Source organism: Shewanella oneidensis MR-1 (genome assembly GCF_000146165.2).
Classification (GTDB): Bacteria; Pseudomonadota; Gammaproteobacteria; order Enterobacterales; family Shewanellaceae; genus Shewanella; species Shewanella oneidensis.
The window spans coordinates 3,241,703-3,266,252 of the sequence record NC_004347.2; the positions used below are offsets into that span (position 1 = coordinate 3,241,703).

The 24,550-nt window shown below is 46.0% G+C and carries 21 protein-coding genes and 13 tRNA genes; 14 read left to right on the plus strand and 20 right to left on the minus strand.

Annotated elements, in window-relative coordinates:
• Positions 1-19: 19 nt before the first annotated feature.
• The 3 genes from tgt to SO_RS14455 all read right to left on the minus strand — a co-directional run bounded on the left by tgt (position 20) and on the right by SO_RS14455 (position 2,617).
• Positions 20-1,144 (minus strand): tRNA guanosine(34) transglycosylase Tgt, encoded by a 1,125-nt coding sequence (gene tgt / locus SO_RS14445; RefSeq protein ID WP_011073009.1) that lies wholly within the window; start codon positions 1,142-1,144, stop codon positions 20-22.
• 161 nt (positions 1,145-1,305) lie between these two features.
• Positions 1,306-2,343, minus strand: a complete 1,038-nt coding sequence (gene queA / locus SO_RS14450) for a tRNA preQ1(34) S-adenosylmethionine ribosyltransferase-isomerase QueA (protein WP_011073010.1) — start codon at positions 2,341-2,343, stop codon at positions 1,306-1,308.
• 64 nt (positions 2,344-2,407) lie between these two features.
• Complete coding sequence (locus tag SO_RS14455) at positions 2,408-2,617, minus strand: hypothetical protein (RefSeq protein WP_011073011.1); 210 nt, start codon at positions 2,615-2,617, stop codon at positions 2,408-2,410.
• A 184-nt stretch (positions 2,618-2,801) separates the two neighbouring features.
• On the opposite strand from SO_RS14455, the gene SO_RS14460 reads away from it, so the two are divergent.
• The 3 genes from SO_RS14460 to SO_RS14470 all read left to right on the plus strand — a co-directional run bounded on the left by SO_RS14460 (position 2,802) and on the right by SO_RS14470 (position 4,819).
• On the plus strand, positions 2,802-3,416 hold the full coding sequence (locus tag SO_RS14460) for an acyl carrier protein phosphodiesterase (RefSeq protein ID WP_011073012.1): 615 nt from the start codon (positions 2,802-2,804) through the stop codon (positions 3,414-3,416).
• Between the two features lie 97 nt (positions 3,417-3,513).
• Entirely contained in the window at positions 3,514-4,068 is a 555-nt protein-coding gene (locus tag SO_RS14465; protein WP_011073013.1) for a protein disulfide oxidoreductase, read from the plus strand.
• A gap of 79 nt (positions 4,069-4,147) precedes the next feature.
• Entirely contained in the window at positions 4,148-4,819 is a 672-nt protein-coding gene (locus tag SO_RS14470; protein WP_011073014.1) for an RluA family pseudouridine synthase, read from the plus strand.
• A 102-nt stretch (positions 4,820-4,921) separates the two neighbouring features.
• Here SO_RS14470 and SO_RS14475 read toward each other — a convergent pair whose 3' ends face one another.
• Entirely contained in the window at positions 4,922-5,356 is a 435-nt protein-coding gene (locus tag SO_RS14475) for a hypothetical protein (RefSeq protein ID WP_011073015.1), read from the minus strand.
• 330 nt (positions 5,357-5,686) lie between these two features.
• On the opposite strand from SO_RS14475, the gene SO_RS14480 reads away from it, so the two are divergent.
• Entirely contained in the window at positions 5,687-7,066 is a 1,380-nt protein-coding gene (locus SO_RS14480) for a Gfo/Idh/MocA family oxidoreductase (RefSeq protein ID WP_011073016.1), read from the plus strand.
• 64 nt (positions 7,067-7,130) lie between these two features.
• Here the strand turns inward: SO_RS14480 and SO_RS14485 are convergent, their stop codons facing one another.
• The 7 genes from SO_RS14485 to SO_RS14515 all read right to left on the minus strand — a co-directional run bounded on the left by SO_RS14485 (position 7,131) and on the right by SO_RS14515 (position 14,262).
• Complete coding sequence (locus SO_RS14485) at positions 7,131-7,655, minus strand: CIA30 family protein (protein WP_011073017.1); 525 nt, start codon at positions 7,653-7,655, stop codon at positions 7,131-7,133.
• A 76-nt stretch (positions 7,656-7,731) separates the two neighbouring features.
• Positions 7,732-8,958 (minus strand): serine/threonine transporter SstT, encoded by a 1,227-nt coding sequence (gene sstT / locus SO_RS14490; protein ID WP_011073018.1) that lies wholly within the window; start codon positions 8,956-8,958, stop codon positions 7,732-7,734.
• Positions 8,959-9,129: 171 nt separating this feature from the next.
• Positions 9,130-10,029 (minus strand): chemotaxis protein CheV, encoded by a 900-nt coding sequence (locus tag SO_RS14495; protein WP_011073019.1) that lies wholly within the window; start codon positions 10,027-10,029, stop codon positions 9,130-9,132.
• Positions 10,030-10,166: 137 nt separating this feature from the next.
• Entirely contained in the window at positions 10,167-10,637 is a 471-nt protein-coding gene (locus tag SO_RS14500) for a phosphatase domain-containing protein (protein ID WP_011073020.1), read from the minus strand.
• Positions 10,638-10,703: 66 nt separating this feature from the next.
• Positions 10,704-11,987 (minus strand): DEAD/DEAH box helicase, encoded by a 1,284-nt coding sequence (locus SO_RS14505; RefSeq protein ID WP_011073021.1) that lies wholly within the window; start codon positions 11,985-11,987, stop codon positions 10,704-10,706.
• A gap of 37 nt (positions 11,988-12,024) precedes the next feature.
• Positions 12,025-12,591, minus strand: coding sequence for a methylated-DNA--[protein]-cysteine S-methyltransferase (locus SO_RS14510; protein ID WP_011073022.1), 567 nt, complete (start codon positions 12,589-12,591; stop codon positions 12,025-12,027).
• Between the two features lie 42 nt (positions 12,592-12,633).
• Positions 12,634-14,262 carry a DNA-3-methyladenine glycosylase 2 family protein gene (locus tag SO_RS14515; RefSeq protein WP_011073023.1) on the minus strand — a complete coding sequence of 543 codons (1,629 nt, stop codon included), beginning with the start codon at positions 14,260-14,262 and terminating at the stop codon, positions 12,634-12,636.
• A gap of 177 nt (positions 14,263-14,439) precedes the next feature.
• Between SO_RS14515 and SO_RS14520 the strand changes: the two genes are divergently transcribed.
• On the plus strand, positions 14,440-16,269 hold the full coding sequence (locus SO_RS14520; RefSeq protein ID WP_011073024.1) for an ABC transporter ATP-binding protein: 1,830 nt from the start codon (positions 14,440-14,442) through the stop codon (positions 16,267-16,269).
• A gap of 493 nt (positions 16,270-16,762) precedes the next feature.
• Here the strand turns inward: SO_RS14520 and SO_RS14525 are convergent.
• The 9 genes from SO_RS14525 to gltX all read right to left on the minus strand — a co-directional run bounded on the left by SO_RS14525 (position 16,763) and on the right by gltX (position 19,493).
• Positions 16,763-16,838, minus strand: a tRNA-Glu gene (locus SO_RS14525).
• Positions 16,839-16,936: 98 nt separating this feature from the next.
• Positions 16,937-17,012 (minus strand) — tRNA-Glu (locus tag SO_RS14530).
• A gap of 99 nt (positions 17,013-17,111) precedes the next feature.
• A tRNA-Glu gene (locus SO_RS14535) sits at positions 17,112-17,187 on the minus strand.
• Positions 17,188-17,285: 98 nt separating this feature from the next.
• Positions 17,286-17,361: transfer RNA gene (locus SO_RS14540), tRNA-Glu, on the minus strand.
• A gap of 78 nt (positions 17,362-17,439) precedes the next feature.
• A tRNA-Glu gene (locus SO_RS14545) sits at positions 17,440-17,515 on the minus strand.
• Between the two features lie 63 nt (positions 17,516-17,578).
• Positions 17,579-17,654: transfer RNA gene (locus SO_RS14550), tRNA-Ala, on the minus strand.
• Between the two features lie 107 nt (positions 17,655-17,761).
• Positions 17,762-17,837 (minus strand) — tRNA-Glu (locus SO_RS14555).
• Between the two features lie 66 nt (positions 17,838-17,903).
• Positions 17,904-17,979: transfer RNA gene (locus SO_RS14560), tRNA-Ala, on the minus strand.
• Positions 17,980-18,083: 104 nt separating this feature from the next.
• Positions 18,084-19,493, minus strand: coding sequence for a glutamate--tRNA ligase (gene gltX / locus SO_RS14565; RefSeq protein ID WP_011073025.1), 1,410 nt, complete (start codon positions 19,491-19,493; stop codon positions 18,084-18,086).
• A gap of 527 nt (positions 19,494-20,020) precedes the next feature.
• On the opposite strand from gltX, the gene SO_RS14570 reads away from it, so the two are divergent.
• The 9 genes from SO_RS14570 (at position 20,021) to SO_RS14610 (ending at position 24,461) form a co-directional block, all read left to right on the plus strand.
• Positions 20,021-20,096: transfer RNA gene (locus SO_RS14570), tRNA-Val, on the plus strand.
• Positions 20,097-20,144: 48 nt separating this feature from the next.
• Positions 20,145-20,220: transfer RNA gene (locus SO_RS14575), tRNA-Val, on the plus strand.
• A 27-nt stretch (positions 20,221-20,247) separates the two neighbouring features.
• Positions 20,248-20,323 (plus strand) — tRNA-Val (locus SO_RS14580).
• A gap of 45 nt (positions 20,324-20,368) precedes the next feature.
• Positions 20,369-20,444 (plus strand) — tRNA-Val (locus SO_RS14585).
• Between the two features lie 26 nt (positions 20,445-20,470).
• Positions 20,471-20,546: transfer RNA gene (locus tag SO_RS14590), tRNA-Val, on the plus strand.
• Between the two features lie 151 nt (positions 20,547-20,697).
• Positions 20,698-20,928, plus strand: coding sequence for a hypothetical protein (locus SO_RS14595; protein ID WP_011073026.1), 231 nt, complete (start codon positions 20,698-20,700; stop codon positions 20,926-20,928).
• A 393-nt stretch (positions 20,929-21,321) separates the two neighbouring features.
• Positions 21,322-22,341, plus strand: coding sequence for a TRAP transporter substrate-binding protein (locus SO_RS14600; RefSeq protein ID WP_011073027.1), 1,020 nt, complete (start codon positions 21,322-21,324; stop codon positions 22,339-22,341).
• Positions 22,342-22,404: 63 nt separating this feature from the next.
• Positions 22,405-23,064 (plus strand): TRAP transporter small permease, encoded by a 660-nt coding sequence (locus SO_RS14605; RefSeq protein ID WP_011073028.1) that lies wholly within the window; start codon positions 22,405-22,407, stop codon positions 23,062-23,064.
• Positions 23,064-24,461 carry a TRAP transporter large permease gene (locus SO_RS14610; protein ID WP_011073029.1) on the plus strand — a complete coding sequence of 466 codons (1,398 nt, stop codon included), beginning with the start codon at positions 23,064-23,066 and terminating at the stop codon, positions 24,459-24,461. The genes SO_RS14605 and SO_RS14610 overlap by 1 nt, the downstream gene beginning before the upstream one ends.
• The last annotated feature ends 89 nt before the right edge of the window (positions 24,462-24,550 follow it).

Sequence of the window (24,550 nt, forward strand, 5' to 3'; positions counted from 1 at the left end):
TCTTCTTATTAGCAAAAAATCAATCGACTAACTCTGGTACTTCACGACCTTGACTGGTATAGAAGTCCTTCACAAAGGCGTCTAATGTACCTGTCTCAATCGCACCGCGCAAACCTTCCATTAACATTTGATAGTATCTCAAGTTGTGAATGGTGTTTAAACGCGCACCCAGAATCTCATTACAACGATCTAAGTGGTAAAGGTATGCCCGTGAATAGTTTTTACAGGTATAACAATCACACTTAGGATCAAGTGGTGAAGTGTCATCACGATGACGCGCATTGCGGATCTTAATCACACCTTCACTGGTAAACAGGTGACCGTTACGGGCGTTACGGGTTGGCATCACACAGTCAAACATATCGATACCACGACGCACACCTTCAACTAAATCCTCTGGCTTACCGACCCCCATCAGATAGCGTGGCTTGTCCGCAAGAATTTGTGGGCAGACATGCTCAAGAATGCGATGCATATCTTCCTTAGGCTCACCTACGGCCAAACCGCCGACGGCATAACCGTCGAAACCAATTTCGACTAAGCCTTTTAAGCTTTCGTCGCGTAAATCTTCATAAACACTGCCTTGGATAATCCCAAATAATGAATTGGGGTTTTCCAGACGGTCGAACTCGTCGCGTGAACGCTTAGCCCAACGCAGTGACATCTGCATTGACTTGCGCGCTTCATCTTCTGTCGCTGGATACGGGGTACATTCGTCAAAAATCATCACCACATCACTGCCCAACGCATGTTGAATTTGCATTGATTTTTCAGGATCTAAGAAGATTTTCTCACCATTAATTGGCGAGCGGAAATGCACCCCTTCTTCGGTAATTTTACGAATATCACCCAAGCTGAACACTTGAAAACCGCCGGAATCGGTGAGAATTGGACGCTGCCAGTTCATAAAGTCGTGCAGGTCACCGTGCTTACGCATGATTTCTTCGCCGGGACGCAACCATAAATGGAAGGTGTTACCGAGCAGAATATCGGCGCCAGTCGCACGAACTTCTTCAGGCGTCATGCCTTTCACGGTACCGTAAGTCCCGACGGGCATAAATGCTGGCGTTTCTACCGTACCACGATCAAAAATCAACCGGCCACGGCGCGCACGGCCGTCGGTAGTGTCAAGTTCAAATTTCATATTTCACCTCGCCAGATAAACAGTCTGACTACATTTGTAATGGCAAGCGCCATTTTGATTAACAATAGAGATAGGGACAGATCTAAAAGGTTCAACCTTTGGCTGAAAAAAATATCCGCCCACACTCAATGTGGGCGGCTATTTTAAAACAAAATCTTGGTCTAGTGAGCTTTTTTCGTCACAAACATGGCATCGCCATAGCTAAAGAAGCGATATTTTTGCTTGATAGCATGTTGATACGCCGCCATAACATGTTCATAGCCAGCAAAGGCACTGACCAACATGATTAAGGTAGATTCAGGCAAGTGGAAGTTAGTCACCATGGCATCGACCACTTGGAACTGGTAACCGGGGTAGATAAAAATATCCGTATCACCACTAAAAGCGTTGAGTTGACCAGCACTCGCGCGGGCTGCACTTTCTAATGAACGTACCGATGTTGTGCCAACAGCCACCACGCGATTACCCGCGGCTTTGGTTCTGGCAATTAAATCCACAACATCCTGTGGCACATTTGCCCACTCAGAATGCATTTTATGCTCAAGCACATTATCCACGCGCACAGGCTGGAAAGTCCCCGCGCCCACATGCAAAGTCACAAATGCAATATTGACGCCCTTTGCCTTTAAGGCTTCAAGCATTGCATCGTCAAAATGAAGGCCCGCCGTTGGCGCAGCCACCGCACCGGGGTTTTGGTTATACACGGTTTGATAGCGCTCTTTATCAGCATCCTCATCGGGACGGTCGATATAAGGTGGCAGAGGCATATGCCCTACCGCCTCAAGCACTTCTAAAATTGAGAGTTCGGATAAGAGTTGAAGTTCAAATAAAGCATCGTGGCGCGCCATCATCTTCATCTCATAACCGCCATCGAGATGAATAATGCTATCCACCTTGGGGGATTTTGAACTGCGAACATGGGCGAGAATACGCTTATCATCGAGCATACGCTCAACCAAAATCTCCAGTTTGCCACCACTGGCCTTTTGGCCGAATAAGCGCGCGGGGATCACGCGGGTATTGTTAAATACCATTAAGTCACCGGGATTAATCATTCCGAGTAGATCGGTAAACTGTTTATCCACCAGCGTACCCGTGTTGCCATCTAAGGTTAACAGACGTGACGCATTACGCTGCGCCATAGGATAACGAGCGATAAGTTCGTCAGGAAGATCGAAGGAAAAGTCTGTTACGCGCATGCAATGGCCTCTAGATAGCTTAGAACGGCGGCTAGTCTATGGTTAGAGGCCCATAAGATCAAGATTACTTGTTCGCTATATCCATCTCTACCACAGTCTCTGGCTCATTGAGTGTATTTGAGGCCAATGCCCCATCCACATCATATTGGGCTCGAGTGCGGGCAAAATGATCCATGCTGAAGCTGTGTTGTTCGTAGGGAATATCGACAAGGACTTTTTTACGTTTAGGGCGCTCGTCTTTTCCGAGCATTTTGGTGAACCAGTTCCACATCATCCATGATCCTTAACAGGTTAATTGATTAGCACATTTGCAGGCGCTAGCGTCAATATTTACCCAGCGATTAAAATACCAACTTAAGCGCTACCTAACAAAAGCCTTCTATTTTTGCCGATTTGCACTTTCCTCAGCGCGCCTGCCCATGATAACGTGAACTAACGCGATTAACCAAGCACAAAAAATGAACATTCTTACACACTTACATCTGGCTGAGATCAGTAAAACTCACCTTGGTGCCAATTTGGCAGGCAATTTTATCACCGCGCCGATAGAAAATGCTCCACGAGCACTACGCCAAGGCCTATGGTTAAACAATGAAATCAATCAGCTATGCGCAACCCATGAGCTGACTCAAGAACTCATGGCACTCTTTCCAACTCAGTTAACAAGCATAGCAACCGATTTAATGTTCGTCAGTTTCGATCATTATTTAGCCTTCTACTGGGAAGAATATCATCACCTTCCACTGCCAGAGTTTAGCCAAAAGGCCTATGCTGAACTGGCTCAATATGCCGCAAAAGCCGATGAATATCACCCTCAGCCATACCTAAATATCATCACGGATATGCACCGAGAAGATTGGTTAAACAATTATGCGACGCCTAAAGGCATCCAACAGGCATTAGCGCAAAGGGCAAAAGGTCACCCACAAAGTGCCTTATTTAGCGGAGCGGATAAGATTTTAGCTAAAATGCAAATTGAAACGGAAACAGCATTTCGCACCTTTTATCCCCAACTGATGGCCTATACCCGTATTTGGAGCCGTAAAACTCCAATTGACTACTTACCCGAGTAATTTAACCAAAGGATTTAGCTTCACTATACGAACATTAGGCCTGCAAGTTTGAGCGAACCTCTTTGCGATAATTCATAAAACCTAGGATAAACTCACTGTGACACGTGTAAAGCCAACGGCTACGTCATCTCAATCAAAGGGGTGGAGACAAACACTTCAAAGCCCTAGATTTTGGCTAAAGCAGCTTAGGGATCTGGCCATTATGGCGCTACTACTCTATGGGGTAAGCCTCTATTTGCAACGGGATATGGTCACCGGAGAAGCCCCAACACTCAACGGCATCGCCATTGATGGCAATCATCTTGCGCTAGATACAGCGCAAACCAAGCCCACCTTAGTGTATTTCTGGGGGACTTGGTGTCCAGTATGCCGCGTAACTTCGCCTATGGTTGAAACCATCAACCAAGACCATAGAGTGATTTCAGTCGCCGTTGCTTCGGGCAGTGATAGCAACATTCAAACCTATATGGACGAGCATCAATATCATTTTCCGGTACTGAACGATGACAGTGGCGAGCAAAGTGCTAAGTGGGGAGCGATGGCATTCCCAGCTATTTATATTGTCGATACGCAAGGGGATATTCGGTATGTCACCTCGGGAATCACATCCACTTGGGGGATGAAGTTCAGATTATGGTTAGCGCAGTTTTAATGCCAATGACATTGTTTGAGAATATGCTGCTTAGTGACTGATATTTTGCTAGTATGGCCGCGCAAAAGATGAGGATACGATGCAGATATTTGATTACCAGCCCCCTTCAGTCCCTTGGTTAGATCTTCGCTATCAAGATAGAGATGTGATCATTATTAATAAACCTTCGGGCTTATTGTCTAATCCCGGCAGGGCCGCACATACCTTCGATTGTGCCCTCACTCGGCTACAAAGCTTGTATCCCGAAACCATTCTGGTGCACAGACTCGACTGCGCCACCTCAGGCATTATGGTTTTTGCGCGCAATAAAAAAGCGGAATCCCACTTAAAAACCCAATTCCAAGATAGGCAAAACGAGAAAGTGTACATTGCAGAGGTCATGGGACTGGTCGAGCAGGAGGCAGGTATTATTGATTTAGCCATTGCACCCGATCCTGAGCATCCGCCCTATCAAAAGACTCAACCTGCAGGAACAACTAACGCCAAAAGCGCACTCACTCATTACCGCGTGTTAGCAAGGCGAGCAAACAGCACCTTAGTGGAATTAACCCCAGAAACCGGCCGTACCCACCAGCTTAGGGTGCATATGTTAGCCCTAGGGCATCCCATTTTGGGAGATGAATTTTACGGTGATGCCAAAGTGATTAAGGCAAGAGCGAGATTATGCCTGCACGCACAAAGCTTACGTTTTACCCATCCCTATTCGGGTAAAACTATGCATTTTTACAGTAAGCATCCATTCACTGAATAATCGGCGCCAAATACAAGAGGCCGCCCTAAGCGACCTCTACTTTAGGCAGACTGAGTATCTGTCCGCCTACCAACTGATTAGCTTGATGAACTTACATATTCATTAGGCTACGCGCTGATTAAAATCGATATCTGCAATTAATTTATCAACCTGAAAATAACTGCCCTGCTCATTACAGAATTGCAGTTGCATAGAAGGCGTTATCATAAAATACTCACCGAAGAAATTACCGCCTACGTCTTCCACTTTTTGGCCCTGCGGCGTCTCGGTTAAATTCACTTCATCCAAACTATGGCAGCCATCACTAAACCAAGTTTCTAAATAATACTTATCCGCTTCTTTGTAGAGCGTGATTTTGTCACCAAGCAGCGGACGTTCGTCTAACCAACGACCAATAATTTCACGATTTTGCATATCTGTCTCCCGCCAATGAAGGCGACGGCGTTTTTCAATCCCAGACATCCTGATATCCTTATGCAATACCCAATCACCTAAAGTGAACGTCAGTTGTGGTAGTACATTAAGCATAGAACCCATTTAACGCTTTACTCCCCGAGCACAAATTCCACCCAACCCTAAAAATGTAAATAACTGGTTAAATAAAATTTGCTAAACATTTAAAAAATAAAAGATAATTTCGCTTGATTAATTAATCGGCAGTGTAGCTTAATTAGAAAATAAAAACGCGATCTTTATCACTATTTACCGATTGCTAAAGTAAAGCGAAATACTCTATTGCATTGCAGTTAAATTCATCACCTATGAATGAGATTGTTACATTTTTTATTGTCCACTCTCAGCAAGATTCTGATATAACAAGACGCGTTAGATCGCCCTACAAATAAACAACAATAATGCAGGAAGCCTATGCACAATATTCATCGCCGCCATTTTCTGAAAGCCGCAGGCGCCGTCACTGCAGGCCTTGTTACGGCCAATATTGCCCTCAACGCTAACGCCAGCAGCGTTGCTCCCAAACCCAGTAGTGGAAAGTCCGTCATCGGACTTATCGCCCCCAAAATGGAGGTCGTTCGAGTCGGATTTATCGGTGTGGGAGAGCGTGGATTTAGCCATGTCGAGCAGTTTTGTCACTTAGAAGGCGTGGAACTAAAAGCCATTTGTGATACACACCAAGCCGTTGTTGATAGAGCTGTGGAGCATATCGTTAAGCAAAAGCGTCCAAAACCTGCGGTCTATACAGGTAATGATCTTAGCTATCGTGAGCTATTAAACCGTGATGATATTGATATTGTCATTATTTCTACTCCGTGGGAATGGCATGCTCCAATGGCAATCGACACCATGGAAAGTGGCAAACACGCCTTTGTTGAAGTGCCACTCGCCCTCACGGTCGAAGAATGCTGGCAAATTATCGATACCGCCGAGCGTACCCAGAAAAACTGTATGATGATGGAAAACGTCAACTACGGCCGTGAAGAACTCATGGTGCTTAACATGGTGCGCCAAGGGTTGTTTGGCGAATTACTCCATGGTGAAGCAGCTTATATCCATGAGCTGCGTTGGCAAATGAAGGAAATTAACCATAAAACCGGTTCATGGCGTACTTACTGGCATACCAAGCGCAATGGTAACTTGTACCCCACCCACGGTTTGGGCCCTGTTTCCCAGTATATGAATATCAACCGTGGCGACAGATTCGATTATCTGACCTCCATGAGCTCGCCAGCCTTAGGCCGCGCCTTGTACGCTAAGCGAGAATTCCCAGCCGATCATGAACGTAATCAGCTCAAATACATTAATGGCGATATGAGTACAAGTCTTATCAAAACTGTTAAGGGTCGAACCATTATGGTTCAGCACGATACCACCACCCCAAGACCTTACAGCCGCCATAATCTGATCCAAGGTACCAATGGTGTATTTGCAGGCTTCCCGAATCGTATTGCGGTCGAAAATGACGGTTTTGGAACGAGCTACCACAAATGGGACACGGACATGCAAAAGTGGTATGACAAATACGATCATCCACTCTGGCAACGCATTGGAAAAGAAGCTGAAATCAACGGTGGCCACGGCGGTATGGATTTTGTGATGCTTTGGCGAATGGTCTATTGCCTACGTAATGGCGAGGCGCTCGATCAGGACGTCTATGATGGCGCATCCTGGTCTGTGGTCAATATTTTAAGTGAGCAATCACTGAATAACCGCAGTAACTCAGTAAATTTCCCCGACTTTACCCGCGGTGCATGGGAACATGCTAAACCCCTAGGGATTGTCGGCGCCTAAATCTCGTGAGGATGAGAGCTTTGATTAAGGGGACAAGCTTTGGCTTATTCCCCTATTTTTTGACTCAGTAACAACCTATTGATTTGATTTTTAATGCAAAATCACCACTTTGCTGCGCACCAATCACCAGCCCTATGCTGGTTAATCGCCGAAGGTCAATCGCTGCACCCGCTATCGGTTTACCACGGCACTGGGGATGAAAGTTCGTAAATGGGATTTCGATTCGTTGCCAATGAATCGCACTCGCGCCACTCAACCCAAAGGTTTGATGGGTTGGCGCTGGCATAATTGCTTGATAGACAGTACTTTGTGGGGTATCAGCATCTTTTAGATTCACTTTGTATTGCTTGCTCCTGTCACTATCAAGGTCGAGATAAATCCCCGTAAACTCAGCTACATTGACGTGTTCAAACTCACAACGCACCGACGCAAACCCGCCTCCATTAGCAAGCGATACATGGCCACTAAAAATCCCATAACCTAAAGGGGAAATGGTGAGCTTACTGCGCGACAAACCGCCCATCACTGTATCATTAACGCCATACCAAGACGTTGCCGCACTTAAGTCTTTAAAATCGAAAAGGATCATAACTACTCCCATAAAAAAGCAGCCACCGGAGTGACTGCTCTTATGATACTTTCTTCTACACTAACAACAGCGCACTTTATCCAAGTTTAGCTTTGTTTTCAGCGGCTTCACAAGCGGCAGCGGTAAAAATCACGTCTGTAGAGCTATTCAGTGCGGTTTCGGCAGCATCTTGAATCACACCGATAATAAAGCCTACCGCAACGACTTGCATGGCAACATCGTTAGAAATACCAAACAAACTACAGGCTAGCGGGATCAGCAGTAAAGAACCGCCTGCAACGCCCGATGCACCACAGGCAGAAATTGCTGCCACTACGCTGAGCAGCAAAGCCGTTAACAAATCGACTTGAATGCCTAAAGTATGAGCCGCGGCTAACGTCAATACGGTAATAGTAATCGCCGCGCCGCCCATGTTGATAGTCGCCCCTAAAGGGATAGAGACAGCGTAAGTATCTTCATGCAGCTTTAACTTTTCACACAATGCCATGTTGACCGGAATATTGGCCGCACTTGAACGAGTAAAAAATGCTGTCATACCACTTTCACGCAGACAACGAATCACAAGTGGATAAGGATTACGTTTAATTTTCACATAAACAATCAATGGGTTAATAATTAAAGCAATGAAAGCCATCGCACCGAGTAATACGGCTAATAACTGCGCGTAGCCCGCAATTGCAGCAAAACCTGTTTCGGCAAAGGTGGCGGCAACGAGGCCAAAAATACCAATAGGTGCTAAACGAATAATAAAATGTACCATTTGCGAAATACCATGGCTGACATCCGCAAACACTTGTTTGGTTGAGTCGCTCGAATGATGTAGAGCCAAACCAAGACCCACACCCCAAGCCAAAATACCAATATAGTTACCCGTCATTAGCGCGTTAACTGGGTTATCAACCAGTTTGAACAACAGGGTACTGATCACCTCACTAATCCCTTGCGGTGGACTGGTGCCTTCAACACCCGCGGCCAACACGAGAGTCGTCGGGAACATCATACTTAAAATCACCGCAGTTAATGCGGCAGCGAAGGTACCCAATAAGTACAGCACCACGATCGGGCGCATATTGGTTTGAGTATTTTTCTTTTGATTGGCGATAGAAGACGCCACGAGAATAAAAACTAAAATTGGCGCGATAGCCTTTAATGCACCAACGAATAAACTGCCTAAAAACGCGACTTGCTTGGCCCATTCATGTGAAAAACTGGCTAAAGCAACACCAGCGATAATCCCCACGAGAATTTGCAGTACCAAACTGCCATTAGCCAACTTGGCTAAAAAAGATGATTCCTGTTTCATTATTTAACCTATCGTTATTATATTTCGGCTGAGTTTCCCCATCCCACACCTTCAAAATTGAGGCCAATTAGGTTTTTATAGGATGTGACTTAACTTGTCTAGCTTTGCAGGGAAATAAGCTGATTAAATTACCCAGCACATGCAAAACCCTTACAAAATTCCAACAAGGAACTAATTTGCTCGCTTAGCCGCTAACTCGGCGCCCCGTAACATGGCTTCCACCAGCTCATGGGCATCAAACTTAGTCAATGCCTCATTTGCCCCCACTTGATGGGCTTGGCTGACACTGATCTCACTCGACAGCGAGGTATGCAAAATAATATAAGCGTTCGCCAGCAGTGGATTATCACGGACTTCAAATGCCAGCTCATAGCCATCGAGCCCCGGCATTTCAATATCGCTGACAAGAATATCAATCGGATGATGCTCGGCCGCAGCCTGCTCCATAATAGACAACGCTTCTCTGCCATCCGGCGTCACAAAATAGGGAATATTAATACTATCGAGCGCATCGGAGAGCTGCTTGCGGGCCACCTTGGAATCATCGACCAACAGAATGCGCCTAGGTTTTAACTTCTCCCTCTGTACATCCGTTAAGATCGCGCGATTCGCCTCGGGTGCATCGGGGAATACCTTAGACAGCAACAGCTCAACATCAAGTAACTGCACTAACTGATTATCGTAGCGCGTCACCCCGGTTAAAAAGGCATTTTTGCCTAAATTTGCCGATGGAGCCTCAATGTCGCGCCAATTGCATTCGATAATCTTATCAATGGCGCGCACTAAAAATCCGATAATCATCCGCTGACAATCGGTGATGATGATATAGCAATGTTGGCGCTCTTCATCGCTGACAGGACGATAACCAATTGCCGCAGCCATATCCACCACAGGAATGGTATGACCACGAATGGTTGCCGCACCAAGGATGGTGGGATGGGATTGAGGAATTTTACTCAGCGGCGTATATGGCACTAACTCACGAATTTTAAGTGTGCCTAAGGCAAATATCTGATGTTGAGATAACCTAAAAAGGAGTAAACCTTGTGACTGATTTGCCTTACTTTTCATAATAAAACGCAGAACTCATTCAAATTCAACTGCCAATATCTTAACCTTAGCATGACTTAAAAGTGATGACTAAGGTCAAATGAGATGAAATCAGTTATTTACTAAACCCTTTTGCAGCAATCATCCAGACAGCGGAACTAATCTTGCAACGCATAGAGCACGTCGAAGGCAAACTGATCCCACCCCTCAGCGCTAAAAGCAATGTCGCGAATACTGCGAACTTGGCTTACAGCATGCAAAGGCGCAGCGCCATTGACCATCAGATAGTAGGCCATGATAAGCCCGGTGCGATCTTTGCCAGAACGACAATGAACTAACACGGGTAAATTATCGGCTTCACATTGTTGAATAAAAGCTAATGCCTTCGGTAATTGGGCGACACAAACGGCGATATCCCCATCCTGAGGCGGCACATTACGGGAAAAGGGAATACATTCATAACGCAATCCATGATGCTGAAAGCTGCCAGGTTCACAGCCCTCTCCGCCATTAACAGACAACACAGCGCGGATCCCCGCCGCCTTGAGTTCGGCTAAATCCCAAGGGTCCTTATTCGGACCACTTCGACCTGCAATTTTACCTTCAACTAACCAAAATAAATGCTGCATACTGCCCCTACAAAACCAATGCGAAGGAACGTGAAGATACGCTAAACATAACTCACGCCTAAAGAATTAAGACTTTTTACCCCAAAATTCAACATTCGCTGCGGGTAACTGCTTACGTTTTTTCTTGCCAGTGCCTTCAGGCTTGGCCTGAGGTTTTTCCTGCGCTAACACTTCAAGCGGTATTTCGGCATTGGCTTCAAATCCGGGGATTTGTTCACGTACAAGTTTGATTTTGTTTTTCTTTTCAATCACGCCAAAGTGATGATATTCCTCATGGGAAATTAAGGTCACCGCAAGACCCGCCTCCCCCGCACGGCCACTACGACCAATACGGTGCATATAATCTGCCGGGCTTCTTGGCAAATCAAAGTTAATCACGACGGGGAGTTTATCAATATCAATACCACGAGCTGCGATATCGGTCGCAATCAGCACACTAATTTCACCATTTTTAAAACCATCGAGCACGCGAGTTCGTGCACCTTGGGCTTTATCGCCATGGAATACTTCAGCGCTAATCCCACGTTTTGAGAGCTTTTGTGCAAGATGATTACAGGTATTTTTAGCACTGACAAAAATCAATGCCTGTGACCATTGATGCTGTTTAATCAAGTGGGCCAACAACGCCGTTTTTTGTTCACGGTTCACGGTTATCACACGCTGCTCAATGGTACTTTCTTGCTCACTTTGCAGATGATATTCAAGCGGTTGATGGAGTAATTTGGTTGTCAGTGCACGCACTTCTTCGGGGAAGGTCGCCGAAAACAATAGGGTTTGCTTTTGACGCGGTAACGCTGCAAGCACTTGTTCTAACTCTTCGGTAAAGCCAAGGCTTAACATGCGATCCGCTTCATCGAGGACGAATGCAGACACTTGAGTTAACTTAAGCGCGTTGCTTGCTAATAAATCCAGTAAACGCCCAGGCGTTGCAACCAGAACATCCGCGCCAGCGCGTAGGCTTTGCATTTGCAGATTGACAGACACACCACCAAAAGCGGCGACAATCTTAAGTTGGCCATTGAAGTGGGATGCATAGGATAAAAAGCTATCGGCAACTTGCTGTGCCAATTCGCGCGTAGGCACGAGCACCAAACAACGTACAACACCGGCCGACTTATCAGCACTTTTTGCTTCACTCAAACGCTGCAATAAGGGCAGTGCAAAAGCGGCGGTTTTTCCTGAGCCGGTATTTGCCCCCGCTAATACGTCCCGCCCACTCAGCACGGCTGGAATCGTGGCCGCTTGTACAGGGGTGGGTGAAACATAACCGAGCTCGGTTAGTCGATTACCTAGCGGTGCAATAATGCCAAGTTCGGCAAAGCTGGCGACGGAGGAAGAAGCTTGGGTCATAAAAAAGTACATGGCTCATCAATAACAAATATGACGGCTATTCTAACGTAAAATGTGCGCCCTTGCTTGTCGATTCCAGCATTAACAGTTGCTGTTTCATCCCAAGTCCATAGGCATAACCGGTTAATTGGCCATTTTTACCGATAATACGATGACAAGGCACAATAATCGCGATGGGATTAGCGCCATTGGCAGCACCCACCGCACGAACTGCTTTGGGTCTTGCGATGCGCTCGGCAATATCGGCATAGCTGCAACATTGCCCATAGTCTACTGCAATAAGTGCCTGCCAAACCTGACGCTGAAACTCGGTACCCTTAGGTGCCAAACTCAAGTTGAACTGGGTTAAGTCACCATTAAAGTAACGCGCCAGCTGCGCTTTAGCTTGCTCAATATGCTCGCTCGCCAGCGCGTATTCCGCTTCGCTCGCATGCCGAAGAAGGATCTCCGTACGACTCGATCCCATCACGGTTAAATGGCTTAATCCGTAAGCATTGGCATTAAGTTGTAACTCGCCCACTGGCGTTACGAGTGTCGCCATAGCACAGGGTTGGTAATCCATGGCCGTTGGTGCGCTCAACAATTGTGATAACATCGGACTCATCGTAAATCTCACCTTTTAATGATTAAAGTGACTAAATGCATCTTACGCATTCGACCAGAGTTGGAAGGTCAAATAACTCCCCCAAGGAGCAATATCCGCGCTAATACGTTGACAAAGCGTTAGATAATCGAGTTGTTTCAACGCTTGTGCATCCAATCCATTCTGCTCAGCCACACTCACCAGTAATTGTTTTTTCACAATAAGATCAGTGTGAAGGAAAATATTCGGCTCGCCAAGCCCACGTAATTTTGCATAGGCAATCGTCCAAGGGCCGATACCTTTGACCTCAAGCCAATCATCAACACTCGCATTAGGGCGCTCACAGATAAACGCCGCGAGCGCATTGAGCGCCAGCTTGCGCGCGCCGGGCATTTTCAATTCATCCAAACTAGCACCGCGAATCGCCTGCGGTATGGGAAACAAGCGATATTCTCGCCCATTTAAACTAAAGCGTTCACCATAGGCGTCGACCAATAAATTGAGTAACTTAGTGGCCTGCACCACAGTCACCTGCTGTCCTAAAATGGCTCGGCAGCCCGCCTCGAACAAAGAGCCGGCGCCAGGGATCCTAAGCCCTGATTTAGGGATTAGCTTAAGATCGGTCAAACGCTGTAAGTTATGCTCAATCTGCTGCATATCGGCATCGAGATCTAAAATGCGCCGCACTTGGGTAATGAGTTTTTGTAGGCCCGCTATGGGCGAGTCTGGCGTGAATGTCAGCGTGAGTTTAAAGCGATGTAAATGCGCCTCATGGATGATATGCACCACCGCACGTATATCGTCGATCTGCAGGGTGCGGCCATACTCAAGCGCTTGTTTATCCTGTGCTATCTTTTCGAGGCAGTCATTATCTGTATTGCTAAACCATTCCATTCCAGCAACAGCGCGCAGGCGATAAAAGGCCAGCTGCGCCTGCCAATCGAGCGGCGGACGATAATACTGATACAAACTTAAACTATGGGCCGGCATCGCCTGCGGACAAGCGGTATCGGAACCCTCCCCTTCGTCTATCTTTGCTGCCGACTTCTGGCTGGATTTTCTTAACTGTGTAGGCGTTAATTGCAGCGCCTGCTGAAAAGCTTCATTGAAACGACGAATACTATTGAATCCGGCAGCAAGCGCTATTTGCGTGATCGGTAATTGAGTTTGATGCAATAATTGTTTGGCAAATAACAGTTGTCGATAGAGCGCATATTGCTTGGGTGAAGTGCCAAATCCAGAAGTAAACAACTTATTTAAATAGCGGCTACTGATACCTAGTTTGTCCGCCAACGCCTCGACCGTTAATCCGTGCTCGCCAGATAAGGCGCCCGCTTCAATCAAACCAATAGCCCTATCTAAGGTAGTGCCAGTGCCTTTCCATGGATTAGAGCCCGGCGCACTATCTGGCCGGCAACGAAGACAAGGTCGCAGTCCCGCCTGTGCGGCTTTGATAGCTGAATCGAAATAACGCACGTTTTCTTCTTTAGGTGCAACGGCGGGACATACGGTTCGGCAATAAATTCCTGTAGTGAGAACGCCGACAAAAAACTTACCGTCAAAGCGTGGATCACGGCTGGTACGGGCTTCGCGGCAAACGCTCGCGGATAAATGACAATCCTCTAATGCTGCTGATACTTGCTCGTGTGGCGGTTTAGCGGCTGAATTTAGGCTCACGGATATTTGCTTCATTTGTATGCTCGACTCGCTGACTCACCATTTTGTACTTGTCGGTTAGATTAAGTCACCCTATGCTAGCACACTCGCGGAAAACGGAACTGGATCATTGCAAGTGCTTTTAAAGCTCAAGATCCTGCTAGACTCATCAACGTTTTTCCTCAATTTTTTTAATCTATAAAGAGCCAATTCATGTTTAAACGATTTGAATCTTGGGTGGAAGCCCTACCGGATGGCGAACCAACTAAACCTCCTACGGGGGTCTATGCATTTTGCCGACACTACACTAAGGGTTATGAATTACCACTTATCTTGATGTCAGTGTTAACGGCTTTCATCGCCATGCTCGAAGTTTCACTCTTTGGCTTTATGGGACAATTAGTCGATTGGTTAGTGAAAAAAAGCCCAGAGACGCTCTATCAAGATGAAGGTTCAACGCTGATCTTAATGGGCGTTATGGTCTTAGTGGTGATGCCATTGCTAGTGTTATTTCATGCGCTAATCATGCATCAAACCTTACTGGGCAATTATCCCATGTCGATCCGCTGGCTTGCGCACCGTTATTTACTCAAGCAAAGCGTGTCCTTCTATCAGAATGATTTTGCGGGCCGTATTGCCACTAAGGTGATGCAAACTTCACTTGCGGTGCGTGAAACCGTGATGAAATTACTCGATGTATTGGTGTATATCCTCGTGTACTTCACCTCAATGCTGGTCATGGTGGCCAGTGCCGATGTGCGTCTAGTGATCCCAATGTTGATTTGGTTGGCGCTCTATATTGGCTTGCAATGGTATTTTGTGCCGCGTCTTAAAACGGTTTCAACCGAGCAGGCCGATGCCCGCTCGACGATGACAGGGCGGATTGTCGACAGTTACACCAATATCACCACGGTGAAGCTCTTTGCCCATACGGATAAAGAAGCTGATTACGCCAAAGCAAGTATGCGCAGTTTCCTCGATACGGTTTATCGCCAAATGCGCCTCGTCACGGGGATCAGCGTCAGTGTACAAATCATTAACTACATGCTCGCCTTCAGCATTGCCGCCGTGTCAATCGCGCTGTGGAGTGACAATGCCATCTCGGTCGGTGCAATTGCAATTGCCGTGAGTTTAGCGCTGCGCCTTAATGGGATGTCGCAGTGGATCATGTGGGAAATCAGTTCATTATTTGAAAATATCGGTACGGTTACCGACGGGATGAACACCCTTTCCAAGACCACACTCATCCAAGACTCGCCGGATGCAAATACCTTAGTCGTGAAGCAAGGCCAGATCGATTTTAATCAGGTGAGCTTTCATTATGGCGAAGACGCTGGCGTGATCGACGAACTCAACCTCAATATCAAAGCGGGTGAGAAGGTCGGCCTTGTCGGCCGCTCGGGCGCGGGTAAATCCACCCTAGTCAATCTGTTAATGCGCTTTTACGATGTTGAGAAAGGCCATATTTGTATTGATGGACAAGACATTAAGGCGGTCAAACAGGATTCGCTACGTTCACAGATTGGTATGGTCACCCAGGATACCTCCCTACTCCATCGCACCATTCGGGAGAATATTCTTTACGGTAACCCTGGGGCAAGTGAAATCCAACTCGAACATGCGATAAAACAGGCACAGGCACATGATTTTATTAATGAACTGACTGATCCTAATGGCAATCATGGTTTGGATGCTCAAGTTGGGGAACGTGGGGTAAAACTCTCCGGCGGACAGAGACAGCGTGTAGCCATTGCCAGGGTGCTATTAAAAAATGCCCCGATTTTACTGCTTGATGAGGCCACCTCAGCATTGGACTCCGAAGTGGAAGCCGCCATTCAAGAAAGCTTGTACGAATTAATGCAAGGCAAAACGGTGATTGCTATCGCCCATCGATTATCGACTATTGCTGCAATGGACAGATTAATCGTGCTCGATCAAGGTCGTATCGTCGAGCAAGGTACGCATCAGGAGTTGATTGCCGCAGGCGGTATTTATGCCCAGCTATGGGCTCACCAAACCGGCGGATTTTTAGGGGTTGAATAGTTCTGAATTGTAACTTAGCTCTTTGATTTTGAAGGCGACACTAAGTCGCCTTTTTTTAAACAATATCGCACTAAATTACGTTGATACTTTTCAAACACATTTGGAAGCGTGTAATGGCTTCAATCATTAAATACACAAGACGATTATTCCCTCGCCTCTTAATTGGAGATTACACGCCAAGTGGAAACGGTGGGCGTATCTTATAAGCAGGCACAAGATAAGGTATCCAAGGTTTGCTGACGCTGTTAGTTTGGCGATGTAAGCGTTGTAAACTCCCCCTTGCATCCAAACAGCGAACCACCATTTCAAGACTGCTATTCCAATGTGCATTAGGCAAGTCAAATACCCATTACAAACTGAGAAAACCGATAAAAGTTGCCTTGTGGCTTGTGGCTTGTGGCTTGTGGGACGATAAATATTTTTAGATACAAAAAAACCACCTTTAGGTGGTTTATTGTGTTCAACTAACATTAGCGATTAACATTAGTTGAGGTGGTATCCCCTAGGGGATTCGAACCCCTGTTACCGCCGTGAAAGGGCGGTGTCCTAGGCCTCTAGACGAAGGGGACACAAGGACTTATGTTTTTCCTCATAACTGAGGTCTTGCTATTTATCTCAAACAACTCGTTAGTTATTTGGGATGCACTCTATCTTATTAGGGATAGAGTGGTATCCCCTAGGGGATTCGAACCCCTGTTACCGCCGTGAAAGGGCGGTGTCCTAGGCCTCTAGACGAAGGGGACACAAGGACTTATGTTTTTCCTCATAACTGAGGTCTTGCTATTTATCTCAAACAACTCGTTAGTYATTTGGGATGYACTCTATCTTCATTAGGGATAGAGTGGTATCCCCTAGGGGATTCGAACCCCTGTTACCGCCGTGAAAGGGCGGTGTCCTAGGCCTCTAGACGAAGGGGACACAAGGACTTATGTTTTTCCTCATAACTGAGGTCTTGCTATTTATCTCAAACAACTCGTTAGTCATTTGGGATGCACTCTATCTTATTAGGGATAGAGTGGTATCCCCTAGGGGATTCGAACCCCTGTTACCGCCGTGAAAGGGCGGTGTCCTAGGCCTCTAGACGAAGGGGACACAAGGACTTATATTTTACCTCATAACTGAGGTCTTGCTATTTATCTCAAACAACTCGTTAGTCATTTGGGATGAAAGTGGTATCCCCTAGGGGATTCGAACCCCTGTTACCGCCGTGAAAGGGCGGTGTCCTAGGCCTCTAGACGAAGGGGACACAAGGACATATTAATTTGACAACTATTATGACTAACAGTGCTCTCGCTTAATATGGCGAAATTGGTGGAGCTAGACGGGATCGAACCGTCGACCTCTTGCATGCCATGCAAGCGCTCTCCCAGCTGAGCTATAGCCCCAAACTCTTTCGACAAAACTGAAACTCAGTATATCGCAGAAATTTAGATTTGTTCTTACCAGACAACTCGTTAGCTATTTGGTAGGAGCACTATGTCGTAAAACATAGTGGTATCCCCTAGGGGATTCGAACCCCTGTTACCGCCGTGAAAGGGCGGTGTCCTAGGCCTCTAGACGAAGGGGACACAAGGACATATTAATTTAACTCGCATTATTACTAATGCCATTCCGCTTAATATCTGCGGTAAGTTTGGTGGAGCTAGACGGGATCGAACCGTCGACCTCTTGCATGCCATGCAAGCGCTCTCCCAGCTGAGCTATACCCCCAAACTTATCAAGTTACATTTAAGTGCACTACAAGCATTCGCTCATCTGTGTCTCAACTGCGAGGCGCATTCTATGCAGCACACCTAAATGTGTCAACTCGTTTTTTAGGAATTTATTCTATCTGCTACAAATTCAATCGCTTTGGATATTCTTTGCTCAGAACGGGCTCTTCCGATTAAAAATAACGTGATATCAAGGCCTGGAGACTGCCCTGCTCCGGTCACAGCGACACGCAATGGCATACCGACTTTGCCCATACCGACTTCTAATTCTGCAGCAGTAGCTTCAATCGCCTGATGAATAGCCTCAACCGTCCACTCAGGTAATGCCGCTAACTTTTGTTGCACTAATTGTAATGGCTCAAGCGCAACACCGCGCAAATGCTTTTTCGCCTGCTCAGCATCAAACTCGGCAAAATCTTCATAGAAGTAGCGGCTAGAAGCAGCTAACTCTTTTAAAGTCTTCGCGCGCTCAGCTAATGCAGTGACAACCGCAGATAAGGCTGGACCATTTGAGGTATCAATCTTTTGATCGTCCATATGCCACTGTAGGTGGGAAGCCACATATTCAGGATCGAGCGTCTTAATATAGTGTTGGTTTAACCAAACCAGTTTTTCGGTATTAAAGGCAGAAGGTGCTTTGTTAATGTCATCTAACTTAAAGTACTGCTTCATTTCCTCTAAAGAGAAAACCTCTTGATCACCGTGTGACCAACCTAAACGCACTAAATAGTTGAGTAACGCTTCGGGTAAATAACCATCATCACGGTACTGCATAACACTGACTGCACCGTGACGCTTAGACAGCTTGGCACCATCATCCCCTAAAATCATCGACACATGAGCATATTCAGGAATTGGTGCGCCCAATGCTTTAAGAATGTTGATTTGACGTGGCGTGTTGTTAATATGGTCTTCACCACGCACCACACAGGTAATCCCCATATCCCAATCGTCTACAACTACACAGAAGTTATAGGTATGCACGCCGTCGGTACGGGCGATGATCAGGTCATCTAGTGCATCGTTTGAGAATTCGATACGGCCACGGACGTGATCATCAAATACCACTGAACCACCGATAGGGTTTTTAAAACGCACCACAAAAGGTTCATCAGTGTCACGCGCGGGCAAGTTACGGCAGCAACCATCGTATTTTTGCGCTTCGCCATTTGCCGCTTGTGCTTCTCTTAAAGCATCGATACGTTCACGCGAGCAGTAACATTTATAAGCTGTGCCCTGCTCTAACATTTGCGCGATGATCTCGTTATAACGATCAAAACGCTTAGTTTGATAGTACGGACCCTCATCCCAAGTTAATCCTAACCAGTTCATGCCCTCTAAAATGGCATCACAAGCGGCCTGAGTAGAACGCTCAATATCTGTATCTTCAATACGTAAAACAAACTCACCATTATTGGCACGGGCTTGTAACCAAGAATAAAGTGCAGTACGGGCACCGCCCACGTGCAAAAAGCCTGTTGGGCTTGGGGCAAAACGCGTCTTAGTTGTCATAGTGGGACACTAACCTATATAAAGTCGTCTAGATAAAGACAATCACGATAAAAAGTGGGCTTATTCTAGCAGCCTAAGTCAGCACTGCAAATGGAACATATCAGCAGGTATTACAGATACCCTAAAAGTCATTGCTCAAGTTCAGATAGAGATGCCGATTGTAGGCATAGCTGTCACTATAACAAGTGAGCGCATTGACTACGTGGCAGGCTGAATAAACCCAAGTAGCGATTTCGATCAATCTCTTAGAACCAATACCCCATGACCAACTTAAACATCCGTCATCCCGTTGGTAAAAATAGCTTAGAAAGATTAGCTGTTATGACCTTTGCACTATTCACCATTGGCAGATAAACAAAACTTGCTTAAATGGCCCAATCTTAAATTGCCTAATAAAGTAACACTTTGAATGAGGTGGTGATTAACATTAAGTCAATGCGAACAAAAATAGCGCGACCAATGCTTTTTTCATTAAAAAGCGTTGACACCCGATCGAACCTCCCTATAATACGGCTCCACACAGCAGAGGTCGCTTAGCTCAGCTGGGAGAGCACCTCCCTTACAAGGAGGGGGTCAGTGATTCGATCCCAGTAGCGACCACCATGTGTTAAATTCAAATTTAATCATGGTTTAAACGTTGTTATATACCCGGGTCGCTTAGCTCAGCCGGGAGAGCACCTCCCTTACAAGGAGGGGGTCACTGGTTCGATCCCAGTAGCGACCACCATATAACCTCACTGTGTAGTCATTCCCAGGTCGCTTAGCTCAGCTGGGAGAGCACCTCCCTTACAAGGAGGGGGTCACTGGTTCGATCCCAGTAGCGACCACCATATCATTCGAGAATGACATTAAAAATTGTATATTGTAAGAATTCCGGTCGCTTAGCTCAGCCGGGAGAGCACCTCCCTTACAAGGAGGGGGTCACTGGTTCGATCCCAGTAGCGACCACCATATTCTACAGTATCCAATAATGCCCAGGTCGCTTAGCTCAGCTGGGAGAGCACCTCCCTTACAAGGAGGGGGTCACTGGTTCGATCCCAGTAGCGACCACCATATTTACCTCATAATCTTTACCCTAACTGCATCTCAACTATGCTTGATCTAAATCAGCATGTACTTAAGTGGCTCTGTTACACAGAATCCTGCCTATTTCTCGCTAAAATCGCGCTGATTTATTGTATTAGGCTATTTGGAGATCAGTACTATGGCCAGTGTCAGTCAATCTGCATCCCTAACCAATATTGCAGCTTATCTTAAACATACCCATGCCTGTGACGAGCAAACCGCTCTGAGAGAAGCCCGTGAAGTGATGCAAAATCTCGTGAGCATGCGCCAAAAGGGCTTTATTACCGGCTGGTACTTCGATGAGCGAGGGCATTTGGAATTACTCCCGAGTGATGAAATTCTTAAGCGGATTGGCGAAGACCATGGTTAGCGCTCATAACATTTTCCGCATCCTTCTCCCCTATTTCCTTACGTCACAGTCTTTTTTCAAACCGCTTTTGATCTAAAAACAACGTATTTTGCTCAGTTAAACACCAAACTTAAAACCAAGCCCTTAACGCCATCAGCTCGCTATGGGTGGATTTCCACCCAAACCCAAAATAAATGTGAGCGAGATCTCACCCATAAAACTCAAGGTGTGACGAGCATCAAATCAACTACACTTTATTAACCAAACACTTACAGAGCATGTCGTAAGTTGGCGTGGTATTTGCCTTTATTAAGACAGACCTCAGGGAAATCAAGGCTGTATTCCTACTCACACTTGGTAACAAACTAACCAAGGCTGAGGACAAATCCTAACAACAGAAAAAGGAACTGAAAAATGACATTGAATCAACAGATGGGTATCACTCGTCCATTAAAAACCGTTGCTAAGATGCTGGCACTGGCCTCAGTGTTTGCTACCAGCTTCAACGTTTTTGCAGCACCGGTCGAAATTAAATTCTCCCACGTAGTGGCAGAAAACACGCCAAAAGGTCAAATGGCCTTAAAATTTAAAGAATTAGTCGAACAACGCTTACCCGGTGAATATACCGTCAGCGTATTCCCTAACTCTCAGTTATTTGGGGATAACAACGAGTTAGCGGCATTACTGTTAAACGATGTGCAATTTGTTGCACCTTCACTCTCTAAATTTGAACGTTACACTAAACGCTTACAAGTTTTCGACTTACCTTTCCTGTTCAATGACATGGATGCAGTAAACCGTTTCCAACAGGGCGAAGCAGGTCAAGCACTGCTCAACTCAATGAGCCGCAAAGGGATTGTGGGTCTGGGCTATTTACATAATGGTATGAAGCAGTTCACAGCCAACACTCCACTGAAGCAACCTTCCGATGCTAAAGGTTTAAAATTCCGCGTAATGGCATCTGACGTATTAGCCGCACAGTTTGATGCTGTTGGTGCCATTCCGGTGAAAAAACCTTTCTCTGAAGTATTCACCCTACTGCAAACCCGTGCGATCGATGGCCAAGAAAATACCTGGTCAAACACCTACTCACAAAAATTCTATGAAGTGCAAAGCCATATTACTGAAAGTAACCACGGCGTGTTGGACTACATGGTCGTGACCTCTGACGCCTTCTGGAAAAGCTTACCAGCCGATAAACGCAAAGTGATCAAAGAAGCGTTAGATGAATCAATCGCTTTAGGTAATAAAATTGCTGCTGAAAAGGATAATGAAGATAAGCAACTTATTCTTGATTCAAAACTCTCTCAGTTAGTTACACTCAGCCCCGCAGAGCGTCAACAGTGGGTTGATGTGATGAAGCCAGTGTGGTCGAAATTTGAAGATCAAGTCGGTAAAGACGTGATTGAAGCCGCTGTTGCCGCAAATAAATAATAAAAAAATAAACCGCTTAGCCTCATTTTAGGTTGAGCGGTATTGAAGATAGGGAGCCTAACTGTGATAGCGCGAATTTTTGGTTACTTTGAAGAAGGTGTACTTAACCTATTGATCACCTTGATGACACTATTGGTGTTTACCGAAGTGGTCGCCCGCTTTTTTTTCGATACCGGTTTTTTATGGATCCAAGAACTCACCTTAACCCTGTGTGGTTGGTTTGTGTTATTTGGCATGTCCTATGGTGTAAAGGTTGGTGCCCATATTGGGGTGGACGCCTTAGTAAAAAAACTCCCCCCTAACGCCAAAAAAATCACCTCCTTAATCACCACTTTGATTTGCTTGACTTACTGCATACTGTTTTTAAAAGGTAGTTGGTCCTATCTGTCACAAATGTACCAAATCGGGGTGCCAATGGAAGATATCCATTTCCCCGCTTGGCTGTTGGCGCGTCTGGATCCTGATTGGGCTTGGAATGTACTCAAAATTGATATAGAAGATGGCGCAGTACCCATTTGGATATCGCAGAGTATCCTCTTGATTGGCTTTAGTATGCTCACTTGGCGTTTTATAGAGCTTTTTGTCGCCATTTTACGTAACCAGGTGACTGGTTTAAGTTTTGCCGATGAAGCCAAAGAAAGTATGCATTTAATCGATGACACCGCTATACAGTCTCAAGGCCCGCAGCACACTACTGGCGCTGCCCACAAGGAATTACCATAATGGCCATTGCAACACTATTTTGCGTCTTATTCATTTGCATGTTTTTAGGTATGCCCATCGCGATAGCATTAGGCTTTTCCAGCATGCTGACCATTTTATTTTTCTCCAATGATTCACTTGCTTCTGTGGCATTAAAACTTTATGAGTCATCGTCTGAGCATTATACGCTGCTGGCGATCCCCTTCTTTATTTTGTCATCGGCCTTTTTATCTACCGGCGGCGTAGCCAGACGGATCATCGATTTTGCGATGGATTGCGTTGGCCATATTCGTGGTGGCTTAGCCATGGCATCGGTAATGGCCTGTATGCTCTTTGCCGCCGTGTCAGGTTCTTCCCCCGCGACCGTCGCTGCCATTGGTTCTATCGTGATTGTCGGCATGGTAAAAGCTGGTTACCCCGAAAAATTTGCCTCTGGCGTGATCACAACCTCCGGCACCCTCGGTATTCTAATCCCCCCCTCGATTGTGATGCTGGTTTATGCCGCAGCCACCGAGGTTTCAGTTGCTAAAATATTTATGGCGGGTTTAGTTCCCGGTTTACTGCTGGGATTTTTAATCATGGTCGTGATCTACATTGTCGCGAGAATTAAAAATCTCCCCTCTATCCCCTTCCCAGGCTTTAAAAAATTAGGGGTATCCAGTGCCAAAGCCATTGGCGGTTTAGCACTCATTTTCATCGTCTTAGGATCAATTTACGGTGGCGTGGCTAGCCCAACAGAAGCCTCGGCCGTTGCCTGTGTGTACGCATACTTTATTGCGGTATTTGGCTATCGTGATATTGGTCCATTGAAAAATGTCGCATGGCGTAACCCTAATGAAGCCATTCCAAGCGCTATCGCTCGTAACTTAGGTCATATGGTGCTTGGGCTGATTAAAACCCCTATCGACAAAGAGATCCGCCATGTAGTGCGTGATGGTGCCAAGGTCAGCATAATGCTGCTGTTTATTATTGCCAACGCCATGTTGTTTGCACACGTGCTCACCACTGAACGTATTCCACATATTATTGCCGAGTACATTGTGGGCATGGGCCTACCGGCTTGGGGCTTCTTAATCATTGTTAACTTACTGCTGTTAGCCGCCGGTAACTTTATGGAACCATCTGCCATCGTATTGATTATGGCACCTATCCTATTCCCCATTGCCACACAATTGGGCATTGACCCTATTCACTTAGGTATCATTATGGTGGTCAACATGGAAATCGGTATGCTCACGCCGCCGGTAGGACTCAATCTATTTGTGACCTCAGGTATTACTGGCCGTAATATTGGTTGGGTGATCCAGTCGGTATTGCCATGGCTAGTATTTATGCTCGCCTTCTTGATGTTGATCACCTATGTACCACAAATTTCCCTGTTCTTGCCAGAATTACTGGACAAGCTCAACGGATATTAATCTTCAGGAATAAAGATTATTCCTTGATTCTAGATAGTTTTTAAGCGAGCCTACTCAGGCTCGCTTTGTTTTATTCAGTGTGGATCAGG

What these genes read in the sequence shown, in the direction of transcription:
- tgt (WP_011073009.1), bottom strand. Translation starts at nt 1,144, where the DNA reads ATGAAATTTGAACTTGACACTACCGACGGCCGTGCGCGCCGTGGCCGG.
- queA (WP_011073010.1), bottom strand. Translation starts at nt 2,343, where the DNA reads ATGCGCGTAACAGACTTTTCCTTCGATCTTCCTGACGAACTTATCGCT.
- SO_RS14455 (WP_011073011.1), bottom strand. Translation starts at nt 2,617, where the DNA reads ATGATGTGGAACTGGTTCACCAAAATGCTCGGAAAAGACGAGCGCCCT.
- SO_RS14460 (WP_011073012.1), top strand. Translation starts at nt 2,802, where the DNA reads ATGAACATTCTTACACACTTACATCTGGCTGAGATCAGTAAAACTCAC.
- SO_RS14470 (WP_011073014.1), top strand. Translation starts at nt 4,148, where the DNA reads ATGCAGATATTTGATTACCAGCCCCCTTCAGTCCCTTGGTTAGATCTT.
- SO_RS14475 (WP_011073015.1), bottom strand. Translation starts at nt 5,356, where the DNA reads ATGGGTTCTATGCTTAATGTACTACCACAACTGACGTTCACTTTAGGT.
- SO_RS14480 (WP_011073016.1), top strand. Translation starts at nt 5,687, where the DNA reads ATGCACAATATTCATCGCCGCCATTTTCTGAAAGCCGCAGGCGCCGTC.
- SO_RS14485 (WP_011073017.1), bottom strand. Translation starts at nt 7,655, where the DNA reads ATGATCCTTTTCGATTTTAAAGACTTAAGTGCGGCAACGTCTTGGTAT.
- sstT (WP_011073018.1), bottom strand. Translation starts at nt 8,958, where the DNA reads ATGAAACAGGAATCATCTTTTTTAGCCAAGTTGGCTAATGGCAGTTTG.
- SO_RS14495 (WP_011073019.1), bottom strand. Translation starts at nt 10,029, where the DNA reads ATGAAAAGTAAGGCAAATCAGTCACAAGGTTTACTCCTTTTTAGGTTA.
- SO_RS14500 (WP_011073020.1), bottom strand. Translation starts at nt 10,637, where the DNA reads ATGCAGCATTTATTTTGGTTAGTTGAAGGTAAAATTGCAGGTCGAAGT.
- SO_RS14505 (WP_011073021.1), bottom strand. Translation starts at nt 11,987, where the DNA reads ATGACCCAAGCTTCTTCCTCCGTCGCCAGCTTTGCCGAACTTGGCATT.
- SO_RS14510 (WP_011073022.1), bottom strand. Translation starts at nt 12,591, where the DNA reads ATGAGTCCGATGTTATCACAATTGTTGAGCGCACCAACGGCCATGGAT.
- SO_RS14515 (WP_011073023.1), bottom strand. Translation starts at nt 14,262, where the DNA reads ATGAAGCAAATATCCGTGAGCCTAAATTCAGCCGCTAAACCGCCACAC.
- SO_RS14520 (WP_011073024.1), top strand. Translation starts at nt 14,440, where the DNA reads ATGTTTAAACGATTTGAATCTTGGGTGGAAGCCCTACCGGATGGCGAA.
- gltX (WP_011073025.1), bottom strand. Translation starts at nt 19,493, where the DNA reads ATGACAACTAAGACGCGTTTTGCCCCAAGCCCAACAGGCTTTTTGCAC.
- SO_RS14595 (WP_011073026.1), top strand. Translation starts at nt 20,698, where the DNA reads ATGGCCAGTGTCAGTCAATCTGCATCCCTAACCAATATTGCAGCTTAT.
- SO_RS14600 (WP_011073027.1), top strand. Translation starts at nt 21,322, where the DNA reads ATGACATTGAATCAACAGATGGGTATCACTCGTCCATTAAAAACCGTT.
- SO_RS14610 (WP_011073029.1), top strand. Translation starts at nt 23,064, where the DNA reads ATGGCCATTGCAACACTATTTTGCGTCTTATTCATTTGCATGTTTTTA.